A 17,534-nucleotide genomic window follows, 5' to 3' on the forward strand; every position below is an offset into this window, starting at 1 on the left:
GGGGCGGACTATCCCGCGCGTTCCTCCCCGGTGAACACCACGGCCGGGTCCCCGATCAGCCCCGCGTGCCGCGCCCGCTCGTAGTCCTGCAGGTCCTCGATCGCGACGCGGGCGAAGACCTGCTGCTCGGTCGAGGCCATCTGCGCGCGCCCGCGACCGAGGAAGGTCACCGTCCACGACAGCATGGTGGAGAACTTGCTGCGGAACCCGACCAGGTACATCAGGTGGATGGCCAGCCAGGCGACCCAGCCGATGAAGCCGGTGATCTCGAGCTTGCCAACCTTGGCGACCGCGCTGAACCGCGAGATCGTCGCCATCGAGCCCTTGTCGAAGTACTTGAACGGCTGCCGGGTCGACCGGTCGTCGCCGGCAAGGTTCGCCTTGATCTGCTTGGCCGCGTACTTGCCGCCCTGCATGGCGACCTGCGCGAGTCCGGGCAGGTTGTCCAGGGCCATCATGTCGCCGATGACGAACACCTCGGGGTGGCCCGGCAGGGTCAGGTCCGGCAGCACGTGCACGCGTCCGGCCCGGTCCACCTCGGCGCCGGACTGCTCGCCCAGCTGCTTGCCCAGGGGGCTGGCCTGCACGCCGGCCGACCACACCTTGCACTGCGACTCGATGCGCCGCTCCGAGCCGTCCTTGTCCTTGACGACCAGGCCGTCCGCGTCGACGCCGGTCACCATGGCGTTCGGCTGGATCTCGACGCCCATCTTCTCGAGCCGTGCGGCGGCGTTCGCGCTGAGCTTGCCGCCGTAGACCGGCAGCACCACCGGTGCGCCGTCGAGCAGGATCACCCGGGCGCTGCCGGGGTCGATGCTGCGGAACGCGCCCTTGAGGGTGCGGTGCGCGAGTTCGGCGATCTGGCCGGCGAGCTCCACGCCGGTGGGGCCGGCGCCGACGACGACGAAGGTGAGCAGCCGGGCCCGTTCCTCCGGGTCCTGGGACAGCTCGGCCTGCTCGAACGCGCCGAGGATGCGGCCGCGCAGCTCGAGGGCGTCGTCGATGGTCTTCATGCCGGGCGCGAACTTTGCGAAGTGGTCGTTGCCGAAGTAGGACTGGCCGGCACCCGCCGCGACGATCAGGCTGTCGTACTCGGTGACGGTGGTGCGGTCGAGCAGCCGCGAGGTGACCTTCTTGGAGTCGAGGTCGATCGACTCGACGTCGCCGAGCAGGACCTGCGCGTTGCGCTGCTTACGCAGCACCAGGCGGGTGGCCGGGGCGATGTCGCCGACCGAGAGGATGCCGGTCGCCACCTGGTAGAGCAGCGGCTGGAAGAGGTGGTGGGTGGTGCGCGCGACGACGGTGACGTCGACGTCGGCTCGTTTGAGTGCCTGGGCGCCGAACAGCCCGCCGAACCCGGACCCGATGATCACGACGCGATGGCGGTGCGAGTCCACCGATTGGATGCTCATGAGGCGTTCCTCCGCAGGGTGTAGGCGACGCCCCACACGGTAGTCGCAGCCCCGCGCGGGCGTCGCGACGAGACGCCGCGGCGGGGCGTGTCGTCGCGCCGGGGCGCCCGACCTCACCGCCCCGGACCGGTCGGGGTGAGGTGACGCCCGTCTCAGGTGAAATAATTCTCACGTTCGCACACATGGTGTTGTGAGACAACTGTGTGATTGCCTGTACTTTGCAGGTTCAATGTAAATTTGAGAAGGAGGGATGCTGCTGTGAGTGGGCAGGTCCGTGCGCAGGTTGACAAGTACTTCGAGGTCGTTGCGCATCGCAATGCCGGAGAGCCCGAGTTCCACCAGGCCGTTGCCGAGGTGTTCGAGTCGCTCACCGTCGTGCTCGAGCGCAACTCGAAGTACGCAGACTTCGGTTTGATCGAGCGTCTCTGTGAGCCCGAGCGCCAGATCATCTTCCGTGTGCCGTGGGTCGACGACCAGGGCTGCGTGCACGTCAACCGCGGCTTCCGCGTGCAGTACAACAGCGCGCTCGGCCCGTACAAGGGCGGCCTGCGCTTCCACCCGAGCGTCAACCTCGGCATCGTGAAGTTCCTCGGCTTCGAGCAGATCTTCAAGAACTCGCTCACCGGCCTGCCCATCGGCGGCGGCAAGGGCGGCTCCGACTTCGACCCCAAGGGCAAGTCCGAGGGCGAGATCATGCGCTTCTGCCAGTCGTTCATGACCGAGCTGAACCGCCACATCGGCGAGTACACCGACGTGCCCGCGGGTGACATCGGCGTCGGCGGTCGCGAGATCGGCTACCTGTTCGGCCAGTACAAGCGGCTCACCAACACCTACGAGTCGGGCGTGCTCACCGGCAAGGGCATCAACTGGGGCGGCTCGCAGGTCCGCACCGAGGCCACCGGCTACGGCGTCGCGTACTTCGTCGCCGAGATGCTCAAGGCCAAGGGCGAGAGCGTCGAGGGCAAGACCGCCGTCATCTCCGGTTCCGGCAATGTCGCGATCTACGCCATCCAGAAGATCCACCAGCTCGGCGGTCTCGCGATCGCGTGCTCGGACTCCTCGGGCTACATCGTGGACAAGAAGGGCATCGACCTCGACCTCCTCAAGGAGATCAAGGAAGTTCGCCGCGGCCGGATCAGCGAGTACGCCGACGCGGTCCCGCACGCCGAGTTCGTCGCGGGCGGTTGCATCTGGGACGTGCCGTGTGACGTCGCGCTCCCGTGTGCCACGCAGAACGAGCTCGACGACAGCGCGGCCAAGACGCTGATCGCCAACGGTGTGCAGGCAGTGGCCGAGGGCGCGAACATGCCCACGACCCCCGGCGGCATCCAGGCCTTCCGCGACGCCGGTGTCGCCTTCGCCCCCGGCAAGGCAGCCAACGCCGGTGGTGTGGCCACCTCCGCACTCGAGATGCAGCAGAACGCCTCGCGCGACTCCTGGAGCTTCGAGTACACCGACGAGCGTCTCGCCGGCATCATGCGCGGCATCCACGCCCGCACCATCGAGACGGCCGCCGAGTACGGCAAGCCGGGCGACTACGTGCACGGCGCCAACATCGCCGGCTTCGTCAAGGTCGCCGACGCCATGTTCGCACTGGGCGTCATCTGATCCACGTCACCGTCGCGCCCTGCGCCTGACGGGAACCCGTGGAAGTTGGTCTCGGCCCAATGACGTGCCGAGATCAGCGTCACCGAACGACGGGTTCCACCGCTCGTAGCTTTACCGTTCGCAGTTCCACCGTTCGTGGCTTCACCCCGCAGTAGAGTGCCGACAACGGCGTCGTGCGCTCGCTGTACCTTTCCCGGTCCGCCCGACGGCGTGGCGGACCGACCACACCCTTCGCAACGTCTCGATCGCCAGCCGGCGGCCGGGGCGTTTCCTGCATTTCGGGGTCAGTCGAACGACTCCTCGGGCAGCCAGTCCGCGTCGAACAGCGCGGCGACGGTCCGGAACGTGCTCAGGTCGCCGTCGACGGACGCCGACGTCACCAGCAGCCGCTGCACCATGACCTGCCCGGCCGACTCCTCGACGGTGTCGGTGCTGTACAGCAGCCACCACGGGCACACCTGGTAGTCGCGGTGCGCGCGGCCGATGGTCTGCCGGGCGGCGATGCCCGAGTACCGCGGCTGGTGGAAGAACCCGATCCGCGGGGTGGCCGTGGCGGTGGTCCCGTCGGCGAGCCGCTCGTTCGCGTGCAGGCTGATCGAACTGGTGGTGTTGAAGACGCACACCTGGGTCTGCCCCCGCTGGAACCGCAGCCGCTGCTCCTCGGCGTCGGGACGGCTGCCGAAGATCCGTGACACCGCGACGCCGCGCTCCTCGAGCCGGTCCGCGATGGGCTGCGCCGCGGTCGAGACCATCTCCGTCGCGACCAGCACCTGGTACCCGCGTTCGACGTGCGCGGCGACGAGGTCGACGGTGTGCGGGACCCGGATCATCCCGGCCTTCTGGCGGAACCGGACCAGGGCGGCGCGGCCGCGGGCGGTGTCCGACCCGGTGCGCGCGATCCGCATCTCCCGCCGGTACGCGCCCCACTCCATCTCGTACTGGAGCACCTCGTCGGGGGAGAGGTCCACCCCGAGGCCGTCGAGCGGGGCCGGACCCCAGGGCGCGTCGCGGTGCAGCATCAGCGGCGGCTCGGCCGCGGTCAGCCAGGTGCGGACGGTGTCGACGGCCCGCGCCTGGACCGCGGTGGACGCCTTCGCCTCCGGCGACCACTGCCAGCGGCCCATGTACTTCTCCAGGGGGATGCCCGCGTCGGCGAGCCGGGCGCCGAGGTCGTCCCACTGCTCCGGCGCCTCGCCGTGCACCTGGGCCAGCAGCGAGGACAGGTACAGCCACTCGCCGGGATGGTGGCCGGGCGTCGCGGTCATCGAGATGACGAACGGCGCCTTCTCGGGCAGGTCCAGCAGCCGGTTCACCCGACGCTGGTAGCCGGTGCGCTGGGACCGGTGCCGGAAATTGTGTGCCTCGTCGTTGATCACGACGTCGAACCGTTGCGGCCGGCCGTTGCGGGCGATCAGCTTCTTGAGCTGGTCCGGGGAGATGATCAGCCAGCGGTAGCCGCCGTCGCCGACGGCGGCGATGGTGGCCCGCCAGTGCGGGACGGTGATCGAGGCGGGACGGTCGACGGTGACGAGGATCGTGGACCCGCCGCGCAGCGAGGCCACCGCCTTCGCGCCGAGCACCGCGGAGAGCGTCTTGCCCATGCCGGGGTCGTCGAACAGGGCGAACCCCCGGGCCCGCCGGTGGGCGGCGGCCTCGATCGCGGCGGCCGCCTCCAACTGTTCGGGGCGGGGAGTCTTCGGTGCCGCGGTCGGCGCCGGTCCGCGGGTGCCGTTGAGGTCGTCCTCGAGCCAGCGCTGGTAGGTGTACGGCTTGGTGGCGAACGGGCTCAGTTCGGCGGGCAGCGCCTCGCCGACGTAGGCGTGGGCGCGCATCTTCGGGTACCAGCGGGCGCCGGGGGCGGGGGTGCGGAAGGGAATGTCGAGTACCCAGATCCGCTCACCGGGACCGGCGACGGGCAGGTCCGCCGACGACGGGGTGGACGCGGCCGCACCGCCGGAGGTCTTGCTTCGAGTGGTCGCGCGGCGGGTCCGTGCGCCTGAGGTGCGGGGGCGTGGGGTTCGGGGGCGCGGGGGCACTCCGCAGAGCCTAGCGTCCGGGGATCGGTGCCGGTCAGAACGCGTCTGGACGTCGGCGGCCGTAGTCGTCGAGACCTCGAATGGGGGCAGATTTTATGCCGTCCAATCACTAGTCTAGGGGATGTTCCTGACGGTCTACGACCTGCTCGGGGCCGTCTTCCTACTCACGGAGGAGCCCCCCAAGATGAAACTCCACAAAGCCGCGGCGCTGTCCGTGGCAGTAGTTGCGATGATGGGGATTGGTGCCGGTACTTCCTATGCGAGTTCGCCGCCGACACCGGCGAACCCAGCAGTCGAACAGCCGGCCACGCAGCTGCCCACGAGCGGTGCGCTCGCACCTCACGATGTCTACAGCCAGCCGGCCTACGAGAACATGATCACCCAGATCGAGAACGGCTGGCTCAACGGTGGCTCGCAGGTTGCGGGCATCGGTGCGGGCGTCGGCGCGGTGGTCGGCTGTGTGCTGTTCCTGTTCGTCGGCTGCATCCCCGGCGCCGCGATCGGCGCGACCATCGGTGCCGTCAACGGCATCACGAACGCGAACCCGGCGGTCCAGCCGGCGGTGTTCGACTTCATCAAGACCCTCCCGTAGGAAGGCTGTCAGCAGATCTCGTCGGCAGCGACGACGGCGTCGACCGTGGTGCCGCGTGCCCTGCCGACGAGGTCGTAGGCGGGGTTCAGCGCGGCGGCATCCCGGACGGCCGTGCCCGCGCCGACGGTGTAACGCTGCGTGGTGTTCATCGACTCGTGGCCCAGCATCCGCATCAGCGTGTAGATGCTCACGTTCTGGTCCGCCATCGCGGTCGCGAAGGTGTGCCGGAGCTGGTGCACCAGGGCGCCTTTCGCGCGGTCCCCGTTGATTCCCGCGCGCCGGTAGGCGCGTTCGACGCGGTACTGGAGCGTGCCGCGGGTGATGCGCGCGCCGTCGCCGCCCACGAACATCGGATCCCCGGGCCGGAACCGTTCCCACGGATCGGCGTTCGGTGCGAGCCGGCCCTTGGCCGTGTCCGGGAAACGCTCCGACCGGCTCGCCAGGTAATGACCCAGCACGTCGACCACGGCGGGTTCGACGGTGACCACCCGCTCCTTGTTGCCCTTGCCGTGGACGTGGATCACCTTCGCGGCGCCCGGCCCGTCGTCGCCGGTGTCGCGCAGGTCGCCGAGGTCGACGGCGATCAGCTCGGCCATCCGCATGCCGGTCAGCAGCCCGGTCAGGATCACCGCCAGGTCCCGTTCCGGCCAGGCCCGCGCGCCGGTGTCGTCGGCGGACTGCAGCGTCGCGACCAGTCGTTCGACGGAATCCGCCTGGAACGCCTTGGGCAGCGTCTTGGGGGCCTTCGGCCGGAGCACGGCGGACATCGGGTTGGCGACGATGGCGTCGAGCGAGAACAGGAAGTCGCAGAGCATGTTCCAGGTGGACCAGCACCGCCGGATGGACGCGGGCTGGTGGGTGCGCGCGTACCGGGCGAACGCCGCGCGGACCGTGGCCTTGTCGATGGCGTCGAGGGTCAGCTCGGCGGCGCCGGTGCCGGTCACCGCGGCCAACGCCTCCGAAATCACCTGGTAGTCCTGCCGATACGCCTTGAGGGTGTTCGGGGAGGGTTTGGCGGTGCTGCGGTGCACGAGGAAGTCCTCGAACCACGATGCGAGCCGTTGCTGTCCTGCCATGCGTCGATCTTGCCCGATCGGGCACGGCAGAAGCCAACGGCACCAACCGGATCCGAGTAGACGATGACGAATGCAATCGAGCGTCCAGGCCATGGATAGTCTTGCCGCGGGCCGGTTGACTCGTTTGCATGACAACGACACTCGTACTTGGTGGAACAGGCAAGACCGGAAGCAGGGTCGCGGCGCGGCTGCGCGACCTCGGCGCGGACGTGCGCATCGGTTCGCGTGCCGGCGCGGTGCCATTCGACTGGGACGACGACACCAGCTGGGACCCGGCACTGCGCGGCGCCGACTCGGTGTACATCTGCTACTACCCCGACGTCTCGTTCCCGGGTGCGGCCGAGCGGGTCGGCGCGTTCGCCCGGGCGGCCGTGGCCAGCGGCGCACGCCGGCTGGTGCTGCTGTCCGGGCGCGGCGAGCCCGACGCCGTCCCGGCCGAGGACGCGGTGCGCGGCTCCGGCGCCGAGTGGACGGTGTTGCGCTGCGCCTGGTTCGCGCAGAACTTCAGCGAGCACTTTCTGGTCCAGCCGGTGCTCGACGGGGTTATCGCGCTGCCGGCGGGGGATGTCGCCGAGCCGTTCGTCGACACCGAGGACGTCGCCGACGTGGCCGTCGCGGCGCTCACGCGAGACGGCCACGCCGGGCGGACCTACGAGCTCACCGGGCCCCGGCTGGTCACCTTTGCCGACGTCGCCGGCGAGCTGACCCGGGCGACCGGCCGCGACATTCGATACCTGCCGATCACCGCCGAGCAGTATGCCGACGCGGCCGGGCGGGCGGGCGTCCCGGCCGAGGAGATCGAGCCACTGTCCGAGCTGTTCGCCCGCGTGCTCGACGGACACAACGCGTACCTGAGCGACGACGTCGAGCGTGTCCTGGGCCGGCGCCCCCGCGACTTCGTCGACTACGCACGCGCCGCCGCGGCCACCGGCGTCTGGTCGCCGGATCCGGTTTCGGTCGCCTGACGGCAGAGACGGCCTGCTCGGCGGGAAGTGACGACGCCGGCCACCGGTCGGGTCTACCCGGTCATCCCTGGCGGGCCCGGAGAGCGGCCGCGAACTTCCGTCCCGGCTCCGGGTCGACCCCGAAGAGTTCGGCGTACCGTTCGTGAATCTCCGCCCACTTCTCGTGTGCCATCTCCTCGGTGACGTGCTCGCCGCGCAGGTGTGGATCGAGCCGCAACAGGTAGGCCTCCCAGCCGGTCGCGGTCTGCGCCACGAGGGTGAGGTCGTCGTCGATCGCGCAGGTGAAGGTCAGCCGGCAGCCGTCGCCCTCGGCGGCGACCTCGAAGCTCTGCGGCAGCCCGGCGTAGGTCCAGGCCAGGCGCTGGGGCGGATCGACCTCCGTCACCTCGAGGGTCGCGCCGCCGGCCTCGAAGGTCTCGCCCACCGCCGGTGTCCAGTCGACGGAGGCAGGGAACCAGCGCTCGAGTTCTGCCGGCACGCTGACCGCCCGCCACGCGCGCTCGACCGGGTCGGCGAGGCTGAGCGTGAAGCGCAGTGTCGGGTGGTCGTCGATCGTTTCCAGGGTTCCGTGGATCACGGGTTCTCCTCCAGTTGCCGTTTCCGGGGGTCTGATCGGTTGTGGATTCTCCTTCACGTGTCGTTCGAGGGCGTCGTTGCGCGACGACAGATCGGCGTGAACTGCGCCGCGCAAGGCCAAACGCGGCGGCGGCGCCGCTCGATCATCGAGTCCGGCGTCACCCGGATCCGATCCCGGTGTCGACGGTCCCGGGCGCCATCGCCGTCAATCGAGTAGTCGACTACTCGCGCGTTCGGCGGTCTGCGACGTCAGCCTTGAGAGAGGAAGCTGCCGAGCGGCGCCGGCGAACGTGCCGCGCACACAGGCGTATGGAGTAGAGATGCCCGATCCCCGCCACACCTCGACCACCACAGCCCCGCCAAGGGACGTCTCCGACGCGGAACTCGTCCGGTGGGCCATTGGCCGCCTCAACGCCAAGGACATCGACAGCCTGCGCACTTTCTGGACGGCCAACTCCGTCGTGCACTTCCCGACCGGGACATGTCGTGGAACCGCCGACATCGCCGCCTACTTCGAGCAGGTCTTCGCCGCCGTGCCGGACTTCGACCTGGAGATCGAATCGATCGCCCAGTCCGGCGGCGACGTCTTCGTCCACTGGCATCTGACCGGTCGTCACGTCGGCCCCTTGTTCGGCATCGCGGGCACCGGGCGGCGAATCGACTTCGAGGGCATCGAACACTTCGTCATCGCAGACGGGAAGGTCGTCACCAACACGGTGCGCTACGACCAGATGGAGTTCGCTCGCCAGATCAAGATGCTGCCCCTCGACGGATCGATTGCGGATCGCGCGATGAAGGCCGTCTTCAACGCCAAGACGCGGGTAGTGGGCATCGCTCGCCGCGGCTGAACCGTGGCACCACGCTTGAAGGTCCGGACCGGGTGAGCGACCAACCGCGTGTCCAGCCGCATCGGCAACGGCCGAGCCGGCTCTGACGCCCCGAGGAAGTGGTCGCGTGAACACATCGACGATCGTCTCCGTCAACGGCCGCCCCACCCGCGTCCGAGTGCGGCATCCGGCCGGCCGGGCGTACCGAACTCATGGCAGCGGCCAATCGACACCCTCGGCCGACCCTGGTCATGTGGGGCGAGAGGGACCGGGTCCAGCCTGCACATCACCTCGTCGCTGCCCGGAGCATGTACCCGCATGCCGAGACGCATCTGTTTCCCGGTGTCGGCCACATGCCGCAACTCGAGTGCCCCGACGACTTCGCGGCCCTCGTATCGGCCTTTCTCGCCGATGCCGCCACTGCGGACCAGCTCGAGTAGGGCGGCCGTCGCCACGACTCCTGTCCGTGGTCGTCGATGCGTCCACCAGCATCGCTCCCAACGGGCCTGCCGGCGGGGTGCAGCAATCGGTCAGCGCTGGCGCCCCGTCGCTCCGAGCCAGATCCACAGCGACGATGCTGCGCCGATCAGGCCGGCGACGGCGAGTGCTGATGGGCCCCATTCGATGACGAGAGTCGAGACGTGAGTGCCCGTAGCGGGGAAGGTCAGTTCACAGCGCGACGCGACGATGACGACCCAGGCCTTGCGGAACAGGGCGGGGGAGGCCACCACGCTGTCGGCGCCGGCCAGGATGGATGGCGGGATGATCGGCTGCGAGATGCAAACTTCGATTGGGGCGTTGACGAAGAACGCAGCGATGTAGACGACGAGACCGGCGGCGATGCCGAGCAGTGCGAGCGCTTTGCGCATCTGGCGGCTTCCCCCTGGTCGTTTACTGGCGCGGCCCCGACTCGCCGCTGCTGGTGGGCGTCGGGTCGTTCATTGCTCTGGGCTGCAGAGATGGTGCGCCCCGGTGCGCGATGTTGTGTGTCTAGTTGATGCGCAGAATGATGAAGGACATGACCGCCGCGAAGGTCAGGATGGGGATGCTCCACGCGAGGCGTGCTCGTTGGTAGCGAACCCAGGTTCGGGCGATATCCGTGAAAGTCATTCCCCGCCAACTGGGTTGATGCACCTGATGGCCCCCTCATCTGCTGCCGATCGCCACCGTATCAAGTGCAGTGCGAACGGTCGTCTGCTACTGCGACCTGCACTGGTGGCCCGTCCCGGTGGGGCAGCATTGGCGCGTCCGTCGGGCCGGCACTACAGGCGGGCGAGGTCTCGAACTTCCTGCACCGAAGACTGGGTTGGTTGACCAGTCGGTAATTGCACTTGCGGAGGGCTCCCGATCACACAGATCTGGACGAGTTCCAGATTGTGGTCAGGTCTGTGCGCGATCAGGTGTCGGACCGGAGCGATCCCATCGTGCCGTTGGTGGATGAACGTTTCCGCATGTTCCGAAACCGAGCTGGACTTCGAGTTCGGGACAGGTCAGGTGTCCAGGATTGAGATGCAGGACGGGTCACCCGGATGCCCGTGCCGGCCTCTGGTGGAGATCGGATTCGTCTCCGGGCTCGATCGCCCGTTTCGGTGGTTGACAGCCCGCCGGTCGGCGGCGTACCCACGTACCGTGGAGGCATCGGGACAGTCGACGGAAGTGACGGTTGGATGACGCTCGCCGTACCGGGCATGGTTGGGAACCTGCCCATCGCGTTGACCAGTTTCGTCGGCCGCCGTCGTGAGTTGACCGAGGCGCGGCGGCTACTGGCCACCTCGCGCTTGGTGACGCTGACCGGGATCGGCGGGGTAGGCAAGACCAGGCTTGCGTTGAAGGTCGCCGAAGATTCTCGAAGGGGCTTCGGTGATGGCATACGGCTGGTCGAACTCGCCGAGGTCCACGACCCGGAGTCCCTGAAAGACGCGGTCGCGATCGCCGTCGGATTGCGCGTCCGCGCCGCCCGTCCTCCCCTGGACATGCTGGTGGAGTACCTCGCGCCGCTGCGGCTGCTGCTGATCATGGACAACTGCGAGCACCTGGTCGAAGCGGTCTCGCCGCTGTGCGAGGTGCTGTTGCGCAGGTGCCCCGAGGTTCGAATTCTGGCATCGAGCCGCGAGCCGCTGGGTATCGACGGGGAGGCGGTCCTGCGGGTTCCGCCGTTGTCGGTCCCGGATCCGCGGCATGCACCACAGTTGGAGGGACTTCCGCAGTACGAGGCGGTCACGTTGTTCGTCGAGCGTGCCGCGGCCGCCGTTCCCGAGTTCCGGCTCACCGAAGAAAACCAGGGCGCCGTCGTCGGGATCTGTCGCCAGCTGGACGGTCTGCCGTTGCCGATCGAACTGGCGGCGGCACGGTTGCGGGCGATGTCGGCGGAGCAGATCCAGGAACGACTGACCGACCGTTACCGGTTGCTGAACAGGGGAAGTCGTTCGGCTCCGACGCGACAGCAGTCGCTGCGTGCGTGCGTCGACTGGAGTCACGATCTGTGCTCGGAGCAGGAACAGAAGCTGTGGCACCGGCTGGCGGTCTTTGCGGGCAGCTTCGAACTGGACGCGGCCGAGGGCGTCTGCTCCGAGGGCTTCGTCGACGGCGAGCTGTTGGATGGCGTGGCCTCCTTGATCGACAAGTCGATACTGATCCGTGAGGAGCCGGGCCGTGCCGTGAGGTACCGGATGTTGGAGACGATCCGCGACTACGGCGAGGAGAAACTCCGTGAGACCGGCGAGCACACCGCTTTCCTGCGGCGGTACCGCGACTGGTACGAACGGCTCGCATTGCAGGCCGCGGACGAGTGGATCAGCGCTCATCAGGGGGCGTGGATCGCCCGCCTCGACCGTGAACAGGCGAATCTGCGCGACGCGCTGACGATCAGCCTCACCGGGGACGAGGAGGACGCCGCCGTCGGGCTGCGGATGGCCACCGCGTTGTATCCCTTCTGGCTCTCCCGTGGCCGGCTCAGCGAAGGACGCCGCTGGCTCGAACGTGCACTGGCCTGCCCGAGCGCGGCTACGACGGCCGAACGCGCCGAGGCACTGTATGCCTGCAGCGCCCTCGCCTCGATGCAGGGCGATGTCCGGGCCGGGATGGCCCGCGTGAAGGAGGGGCGTGAACTGAACCGGGAGGGCCACGATGCGGTGGCGGACGCCCTGATCACTCACGTCGAGGGCCTTCTGTCGGTCGCAGCCGGTGACTTCGGGCGAGGGGTCGAATGCCTGGAGGCGAGTCTCCGGGTCTTCCGCTCGAAGGGCATGCGACTGCAGATCGTCGAGGACCTGGTCGGTCTCGGGTTGGCCACGGTACTGCTCGGCGACGCGGAACGGGCTGCCGCGTGGCACACGCAGGTGCTCGCGATCACCGAACCCTGCGGCGAAGCCGTCTTCCGGACCTACTCGTTGTGGGCCACGGGTATGGCGGAGTTGCAGCGGGGCGACCCCGCGCGAGCGGTCTCCCTGTTCGAGGAAGGACTGCGGTTAACGCGGTCGGTGGACGACCCGCTGAGCGCTGCCTGGTTCCTGGACGTGCTGGCATGGATTGCGGCCGCGGCGCAGGAGTTCGGACGAGCGGCGACCTTGAGGGGTTCGGCCATGGCGATGTGGCAGATCGTGGACGGACCGACGGTCCGATTTCCCAGCCTGCTCGTTCACCGCGACGAGTGCCGGCGCCAGATCGTCGGTGGGATCGGTGAACGGGGGTACGAGGCGGCACTTCGCCGCGGCCGGGAGTTGACATTCGAGGGAGCAGTCGCGTTCGCACTCCGAGAGGAGGACGTGGCGGTTGAACCCGAGCCGGCTGAGGTCGCGACGAACCTGACCCGACGCGAGCGACAGGTTGTCGATCTGGTGGCGCAGGGACTGACCAACAAGGCGATCGCCGAACAGTTGGTCATCTCTCCGCGCACCGCTCAGGGTCACGTCGAGAACGTGCTGACCAAGCTCGGCTTCACCTCCCGGACCCAGATCGCGGCGTGGTCCGCCGAGCGCACCCGAGATCGGTAGGCGAAGTCGGGTCCGAGTGCCGTCTCGTCGCCGGAACAGCTACGGAACAGTCCAACGATCGGCAGAACCACCAGGGCGTGTTGATCAAGTGCCCGATGCCCGCGGTGTCGCGGCCGCGGTGGGCGCGGTGGGTGGGGACGGCCTGTTCCGCCTGTTGGGGGTGGAGCGAATCTTGTGTGCAGCGCGCCCGCGTCGGCGAGGATGGGTCCGATCCCTGAATCGAGAAGAAGGAGTCGACGCGATGGCGAAGTACCTGATCTCGTTCCCGAGTGGCGCCATGGCCGTTCCCGACGAGGATATGCAGGCAGTTTCGGATGCGGCGCACGCGGTGGTGGACGAGGCGAAGGAGGCCGGCGTGTGGGTGTTCGGCGGTGGAATCGACGAGAGCGTTCCGCCGGTCCTCGTCGATGGGGATGGCGCGGTGACCGAGGGCACGTACCCGCAGACGAAGCAGCTCGAAGGCGGCTACACCGTATTGGAGGTGCCCTCCCGCGAGGCGGCACTGGAATGGGCTGCGAAGATCGCGGTTGCCTGTCGGTGCGCGCAGGAGGTGCGCGCGTTCGGGTACGACCCCGCCAGCTGACGGGGTTCGACCTCGCGGGCAATCGCATTCTGGCTTTGGCGCGGCGAGCACCGCGCGCGGGTCATGGACCCACTTCCGCCTGACGGCGCACCATCTCGGTGATCCAGACGGGCGCGAACGGGGACGTGCAGTTCGGGGGAGTCGGGTAGTCCTTCAGCACCCCCAGGCGCTCACCGATGTCGAGTGCGCGGGCGCGGTGCTCGGCGTGCTCGATCCCGATCTGGGCCAGGCAGTGGTTCATCGCCCACTGCAGGCGATCGGGTGCGTCACTCATCTGCGCCTCGATGTCGTCGAGCAGTCCCGGGAGGTCGAGGCCCTCGGGCTTCCTCGCCACGCGTTCGGTGGTCAGCGCCCAGCCGGCGCTCGCGACCACGGGATCCGGGTCGGCGGACCAGGCCACGCGCAGCTCCTCGGAGTGCGGGTTCTTCTTCGCCACGTAGTTCACGAGCCAGTCGTGCACCTTGGGGGTGCGCGCCTCGCGCAGCATCGCGTCCAACTCGTCGCCCTCGAACGCCTTCGGGCGGCAGATCAGGATCGCCAGCAGCCTCGCCGCGGTGTCGCCCGTCGCCCAGAGCTCGCCCGCGAGTTCCGGCCGCGTCTTCAGCCGCTTCGCGATCGCGCGCAGCTTGCCGAGATTCACGCCGTGATCGTCGCCGTGCCTCTCGTTCACCGCGCGCGCCTTCGGGTCCTCGAGCTCGGCCAGCTCGGCCATCACCTCGCCCACCGTCGGAACGGCCACCGTCTTGTCCGCCACCTCGGCCTCCCGTCCGTCACCCGTGGGAGACAGCGTAGGTGGAAAACGCGGCCGATCAGGCGATCGGCCCCGGTCGTGGGCGTCGTCCGGGCCCGACCGGCGTGCGCGGAAACTGGTACTAGAGTTCTCTGATACTTGCGGTTACAGTAACTGCCGTGAGGTCGAGTTCCCCCGGAGCGATGTCCTCTGAACTGACTCGATGCCTGGGCCGACGGTCGGGGCGACCGGAACGACGGAGGAGACTCGGATGACAATCTCGACGGAGCGCACCGGTTCGGTACGGCCGCCGGTGGACTCGGACGCGGCCTACAACGAGATGCTCGTGCGGCTGTCGGAGGGCTCGGTGCACAAGCACTTCGACCCCTTCGAGGACATCGACTGGGACGCGCCGGACTTTGCCGTCGTGCCGAACGACCCGCGCTGGGTGCTCCAGAAGGAGACCGACCCGCTCGGCGGCCACCCCTGGTACCAGGCGCAGCCGCTGGAGAAGCAGATCGAGATCGGGATGTGGCGTCAGGCCAACGTCGCCAAGGTCGGCCTGCAGTTCGAGAACATCCTGATCCGCGGCATGATGCAGTACGTCTTCTCGACCCCCAACGGTTCTCCCGAGGCCCGGTACTGCACGCACGAGGTCATCGAAGAGTGCAACCACACGATGATGTTCCAGGAGATGGTCAACCGGATCGGCATGGACACCCCGGGGATGAGCCGACCGCTGCGGTTCGTCGCACAGTTCCTGCCGCTGGCCGGCAACACGCTCCCGGTGATCTTCTTCATGGGCGTGCTCGCCGGCGAGGAGCCGATCGACCACCTGCAGAAGTCCGTGCTCCGCGAGGACGGCGTGATCCACCCGATCATGAAGGGCGTCATGGCGATCCACGTCGCCGAGGAGGCCCGGCACATCTCGTTCGCGCACGAGTTCCTGCGTCGCCGCGTCCCGATGATGTCGCGGCCCGGCCGCTTCGTGGCCTCGCTCGCCATGCCGCTGATCATGCGGATCCTGTGTGACGCCATCGTCGTCCCGCCGAAGCAGTTCTGGGCGGAGTTCGACATCCCCGAGCAGGTCAAGCGGGACCTGTTCTGGCGCAGGCCCGAGTCGCGTCAGGCCCTGCGCAACTACTTCGCCGACGTGCGGATGCTGGCGCACGACAGCGGTCTGATGAACCCGGCGTCGAGGCTGGTGTGGAAAGCGCTGAAGATCGACGGCAAGGCCTCGCGCTACCGCAGCGAGCCGTCGCGCGGCACGGACCGCGTCGCCGCCTGACGCGTCGGGAACCCGCCACCCAGCTCCCCCAGATCGGAAGCCCCCCATGCCCCATGTGGTGACCCAGTCCTGTTGCAGTGATGCCTCGTGCGTGTACGCGTGCCCGGTCAACTGCATCCACCCGACGCCGGACGAGCCCGACTTCCTGACGGCGGAGATGCTGCACATCGACCCGGCGGCCTGCGTCGACTGCGGGGCGTGCGTGTCGGCCTGCCCGGTCGACGCGATCGTCCCGGAGGCGAAACTGGCGCCGTCGCAACGGGTGTTCCTGGAGATCAACGCGGACTTCTACCGGACCCAGTGGGACCGGCCCGTCCTGGCGCCGGTGGTCCCCGCGCCGACGGTCCGCGGCGGCCGCGCGCCGCTGCGGGTGGCGGTCGTCGGGTCGGGCCCGTCGGCGATGTACGCCGCCGACGAACTGCTCACCCAGCCGGGCGTGCGGGTCGACGTCTTCGACCGGCTGCCGGTGCCGTACGGGCTGGTGCGCGCCGGCGTGGCGCCGGACCACCAGAAGACCAAGCAGGTCACCGAGCTGTACGACAAGATCGCCGCCCAGCCGGGTTTCGAGTACTACCTCAACGTCGAGATCGGCCGCGACCTCTCGCACGACGAGCTGCTGGCGAGCCACCACGCCGTGGTCTACGCGGTGGGGGCGTCGTCGGACCGCAAGCTCGGCGTCGAGGGGGAGTCGCTCGCCGGCAGCGCCTCGGCGACGGACTTCGTCGCCTGGTACAACGGCCACCCCGACCACGCGGGCGACACCTACGACTTCTCGCACCGGCGGGCGGTCGTCGTCGGCAACGGCAACGTCGCGCTCGACGTGGCGCGGATCCTGACCATGGACCCGGAACTGCTGGCGGGCACCGACATCGCGAGCCACGCGCTCGAGGCCCTGCGCGCCAGCAAGATCGAGGAGGTGGTGATTGTCGGACGCCGCGGCATCGCGCAGTCCGCGTTCACGGTCCCGGAGTTCGCGGGCCTGCTGGAGACCCCGGGCATCGACGTGGCGGTCCGCGACGGCGACGACGTGCTGGACCCGGCCACCGAGCGCGCCGTCGCCGACGGCACCCTCTCGCACGCGGTGGAACACAAGCTGGCCCTGCTCGCCTCCCTGCGCGCCCGGTCCGGGGGAACCGGACGGAAGATCACCCTGCGGTACCTGTCGAGCCCCACCCGCATCGTCGGCGACGACCGGGTGACGGGAGTGGAGTTGGTGCGCAACGCCTTCGCCGCCGGCGAGGGCGACGGGGTGCGGATCGAACCGACCGGCGAGGTCGAGGTGCTCGACGCCGGGCTGGTGCTCACCTCGATCGGCTACCGCGGCGTGCCGCTGGCCGGCGTGCCGTTCGACGACGCGGCGGCCGTCATCCCGAACCGCGAGGGCCGGGTGCTCGACGGGCCCGCCGGTGCGGGGCTGGCGGGCGCGTACGTCACCGGATGGGTCAAGCGCGGGCCGACGGGCTTCATCGGCACCAACAAGTCCTGCGCGCAGGAGACGGTGAACGCGCTGGTGGACGACTACAACGACGGACTGCTCGCCGACCCGCGTACCGGCGCGGCGGAATTCGACGCGCTGGTGCGCCGGCGTCAACCCGCAGTGGTCGACCGGGCGGGCTGGCTGGCCGTCGACCGGGCCGAGCGGGCGCGCGGTGCCGACCGCGACCGGGTCCGCGAGAAGATCACCGACACGGCGGAACTTGTGTCGATCGCCGCCGCGGCGCAGCGTGCCCCGGCGGCCCGCAGCGGCGGCCGCAGCCTGATGCGCGGTCGCCTGCGGCTGGTCCGCGACTAGGGGCCCGGAAGGCCCCGAAGTCCGGGTTCACCGGCACCCGAGGCCCATGTCGGGAAT

Annotated in this window: 15 protein-coding genes; 9 read left to right on the top strand and 6 right to left on the bottom strand. The window is 69.1% G+C overall.

All coding sequences use genetic code 11. From position 1 onward, the window contains the following. Positions 1 to 8 precede the first annotated feature (8 nt). Positions 9 to 1,412 (bottom strand): NAD(P)/FAD-dependent oxidoreductase, encoded by a 1,404-nt coding sequence (locus RT2_RS13230; protein WP_072845246.1) that lies wholly within the window; start codon positions 1,410 to 1,412, stop codon positions 9 to 11. A gap of 258 nt (positions 1,413 to 1,670) precedes the next feature. Here RT2_RS13230 and gdhA point away from each other — a divergent pair, with 258 nt between their 5' ends. Beyond that, the gene (gdhA, locus tag RT2_RS13235; RefSeq protein ID WP_072845247.1) at positions 1,671 to 3,020 is read left to right on the top strand and encodes an NADP-specific glutamate dehydrogenase; all 1,350 of its coding nucleotides are present in this window, start codon (positions 1,671 to 1,673) and stop codon (positions 3,018 to 3,020) included. A 284-nt stretch (positions 3,021 to 3,304) separates the two neighbouring features. Here gdhA and RT2_RS13240 read toward each other — a convergent pair whose 3' ends face one another. Then, positions 3,305 to 5,056: a DEAD/DEAH box helicase gene (locus tag RT2_RS13240; RefSeq protein WP_072845248.1), complete on the bottom strand. Its 1,752-nt coding sequence runs from the start codon at positions 5,054 to 5,056 to the stop codon at positions 3,305 to 3,307. Positions 5,057 to 5,240: 184 nt separating this feature from the next. On the opposite strand from RT2_RS13240, the gene RT2_RS13245 reads away from it, so the two are divergent. After that, on the top strand, positions 5,241 to 5,648 hold the full coding sequence (locus RT2_RS13245; protein ID WP_072845321.1) for a DUF4564 domain-containing protein: 408 nt from the start codon (positions 5,241 to 5,243) through the stop codon (positions 5,646 to 5,648). Between the two features lie 8 nt (positions 5,649 to 5,656). Here RT2_RS13245 and RT2_RS13250 read toward each other — a convergent pair whose 3' ends face one another. Next, complete coding sequence (locus RT2_RS13250; protein WP_072845249.1) at positions 5,657 to 6,724, bottom strand: tyrosine-type recombinase/integrase; 1,068 nt, start codon at positions 6,722 to 6,724, stop codon at positions 5,657 to 5,659. A 128-nt stretch (positions 6,725 to 6,852) separates the two neighbouring features. Between RT2_RS13250 and RT2_RS13255 the strand changes: the two genes are divergently transcribed. Next, positions 6,853 to 7,689, top strand: a complete 837-nt coding sequence (locus tag RT2_RS13255; RefSeq protein WP_072845250.1) for an NAD(P)H-binding protein — start codon at positions 6,853 to 6,855, stop codon at positions 7,687 to 7,689. A gap of 61 nt (positions 7,690 to 7,750) precedes the next feature. Here the strand turns inward: RT2_RS13255 and RT2_RS13260 are convergent, their stop codons facing one another. Then, on the bottom strand, positions 7,751 to 8,266 hold the full coding sequence (locus RT2_RS13260) for an SRPBCC domain-containing protein (protein ID WP_072845251.1): 516 nt from the start codon (positions 8,264 to 8,266) through the stop codon (positions 7,751 to 7,753). 319 nt (positions 8,267 to 8,585) lie between these two features. On the opposite strand from RT2_RS13260, the gene RT2_RS13265 reads away from it, so the two are divergent. Together RT2_RS13265 and RT2_RS13270 are read left to right on the top strand one after the other, a co-directional pair. Next, complete coding sequence (locus tag RT2_RS13265) at positions 8,586 to 9,113, top strand: ester cyclase (RefSeq protein ID WP_072845252.1); 528 nt, start codon at positions 8,586 to 8,588, stop codon at positions 9,111 to 9,113. 191 nt (positions 9,114 to 9,304) lie between these two features. Next, the gene (locus tag RT2_RS13270; protein ID WP_072845253.1) at positions 9,305 to 9,532 is read left to right on the top strand and encodes an alpha/beta fold hydrolase; all 228 of its coding nucleotides are present in this window, start codon (positions 9,305 to 9,307) and stop codon (positions 9,530 to 9,532) included. Positions 9,533 to 9,622: 90 nt separating this feature from the next. Here RT2_RS13270 and RT2_RS13275 read toward each other — a convergent pair whose 3' ends face one another. Then, on the bottom strand, positions 9,623 to 9,961 hold the full coding sequence (locus RT2_RS13275; RefSeq protein ID WP_072845254.1) for a hypothetical protein: 339 nt from the start codon (positions 9,959 to 9,961) through the stop codon (positions 9,623 to 9,625). 798 nt (positions 9,962 to 10,759) lie between these two features. Between RT2_RS13275 and RT2_RS13280 the strand changes: the two genes are divergently transcribed. Together RT2_RS13280 and RT2_RS13285 are read left to right on the top strand one after the other, a co-directional pair. Next, positions 10,760 to 13,084 (top strand): ATP-binding protein, encoded by a 2,325-nt coding sequence (locus RT2_RS13280; RefSeq protein ID WP_072845255.1) that lies wholly within the window; start codon positions 10,760 to 10,762, stop codon positions 13,082 to 13,084. 241 nt (positions 13,085 to 13,325) lie between these two features. Beyond that, entirely contained in the window at positions 13,326 to 13,667 is a 342-nt protein-coding gene (locus RT2_RS13285) for a YciI family protein (RefSeq protein ID WP_072845256.1), read from the top strand. Between the two features lie 61 nt (positions 13,668 to 13,728). Here the strand turns inward: RT2_RS13285 and RT2_RS13290 are convergent, their stop codons facing one another. After that, positions 13,729 to 14,379, bottom strand: coding sequence for a DNA alkylation repair protein (locus tag RT2_RS13290; RefSeq protein ID WP_092776051.1), 651 nt, complete (start codon positions 14,377 to 14,379; stop codon positions 13,729 to 13,731). Positions 14,380 to 14,668: 289 nt separating this feature from the next. On the opposite strand from RT2_RS13290, the gene RT2_RS13295 reads away from it, so the two are divergent. Further along, entirely contained in the window at positions 14,669 to 15,685 is a 1,017-nt protein-coding gene (locus RT2_RS13295) for an AurF N-oxygenase family protein (RefSeq protein ID WP_072845258.1), read from the top strand. Between the two features lie 46 nt (positions 15,686 to 15,731). Next, complete coding sequence (locus RT2_RS13300) at positions 15,732 to 17,477, top strand: FAD-dependent oxidoreductase (protein ID WP_072845259.1); 1,746 nt, start codon at positions 15,732 to 15,734, stop codon at positions 17,475 to 17,477. The last annotated feature ends 57 nt before the right edge of the window (positions 17,478 to 17,534 follow it).

Origin of the sequence: Rhodococcus tukisamuensis NBRC 100609 (assembly GCF_001894985.1) — a bacterium.
In the GTDB taxonomy this organism is placed as follows: Bacteria; Actinomycetota; Actinomycetes; order Mycobacteriales; family Mycobacteriaceae; genus Rhodococcus_G; species Rhodococcus_G tukisamuensis.

Excerpts from the sequence above, each read along its gene's own strand:
- RT2_RS13230 (WP_072845246.1), bottom strand. The coding sequence starts at position 1,412 with ATGAGCATCCAATCGGTGGACTCGCACCGCCATCGCGTCGTGATCATC.
- RT2_RS13245 (WP_072845321.1), top strand. The coding sequence starts at position 5,241 with ATGAAACTCCACAAAGCCGCGGCGCTGTCCGTGGCAGTAGTTGCGATG.
- RT2_RS13250 (WP_072845249.1), bottom strand. The coding sequence starts at position 6,724 with ATGGCAGGACAGCAACGGCTCGCATCGTGGTTCGAGGACTTCCTCGTG.
- RT2_RS13255 (WP_072845250.1), top strand. The coding sequence starts at position 6,853 with ATGACAACGACACTCGTACTTGGTGGAACAGGCAAGACCGGAAGCAGG.
- RT2_RS13265 (WP_072845252.1), top strand. The coding sequence starts at position 8,586 with ATGCCCGATCCCCGCCACACCTCGACCACCACAGCCCCGCCAAGGGAC.
- RT2_RS13270 (WP_072845253.1), top strand. The coding sequence starts at position 9,305 with ATGGCAGCGGCCAATCGACACCCTCGGCCGACCCTGGTCATGTGGGGC.
- RT2_RS13275 (WP_072845254.1), bottom strand. The coding sequence starts at position 9,961 with ATGCGCAAAGCGCTCGCACTGCTCGGCATCGCCGCCGGTCTCGTCGTC.
- RT2_RS13280 (WP_072845255.1), top strand. The coding sequence starts at position 10,760 with ATGACGCTCGCCGTACCGGGCATGGTTGGGAACCTGCCCATCGCGTTG.
- RT2_RS13285 (WP_072845256.1), top strand. The coding sequence starts at position 13,326 with ATGGCGAAGTACCTGATCTCGTTCCCGAGTGGCGCCATGGCCGTTCCC.
- RT2_RS13290 (WP_092776051.1), bottom strand. The coding sequence starts at position 14,379 with ATGGCCGAGCTGGCCGAGCTCGAGGACCCGAAGGCGCGCGCGGTGAAC.
- RT2_RS13295 (WP_072845258.1), top strand. The coding sequence starts at position 14,669 with ATGACAATCTCGACGGAGCGCACCGGTTCGGTACGGCCGCCGGTGGAC.
- RT2_RS13300 (WP_072845259.1), top strand. The coding sequence starts at position 15,732 with ATGCCCCATGTGGTGACCCAGTCCTGTTGCAGTGATGCCTCGTGCGTG.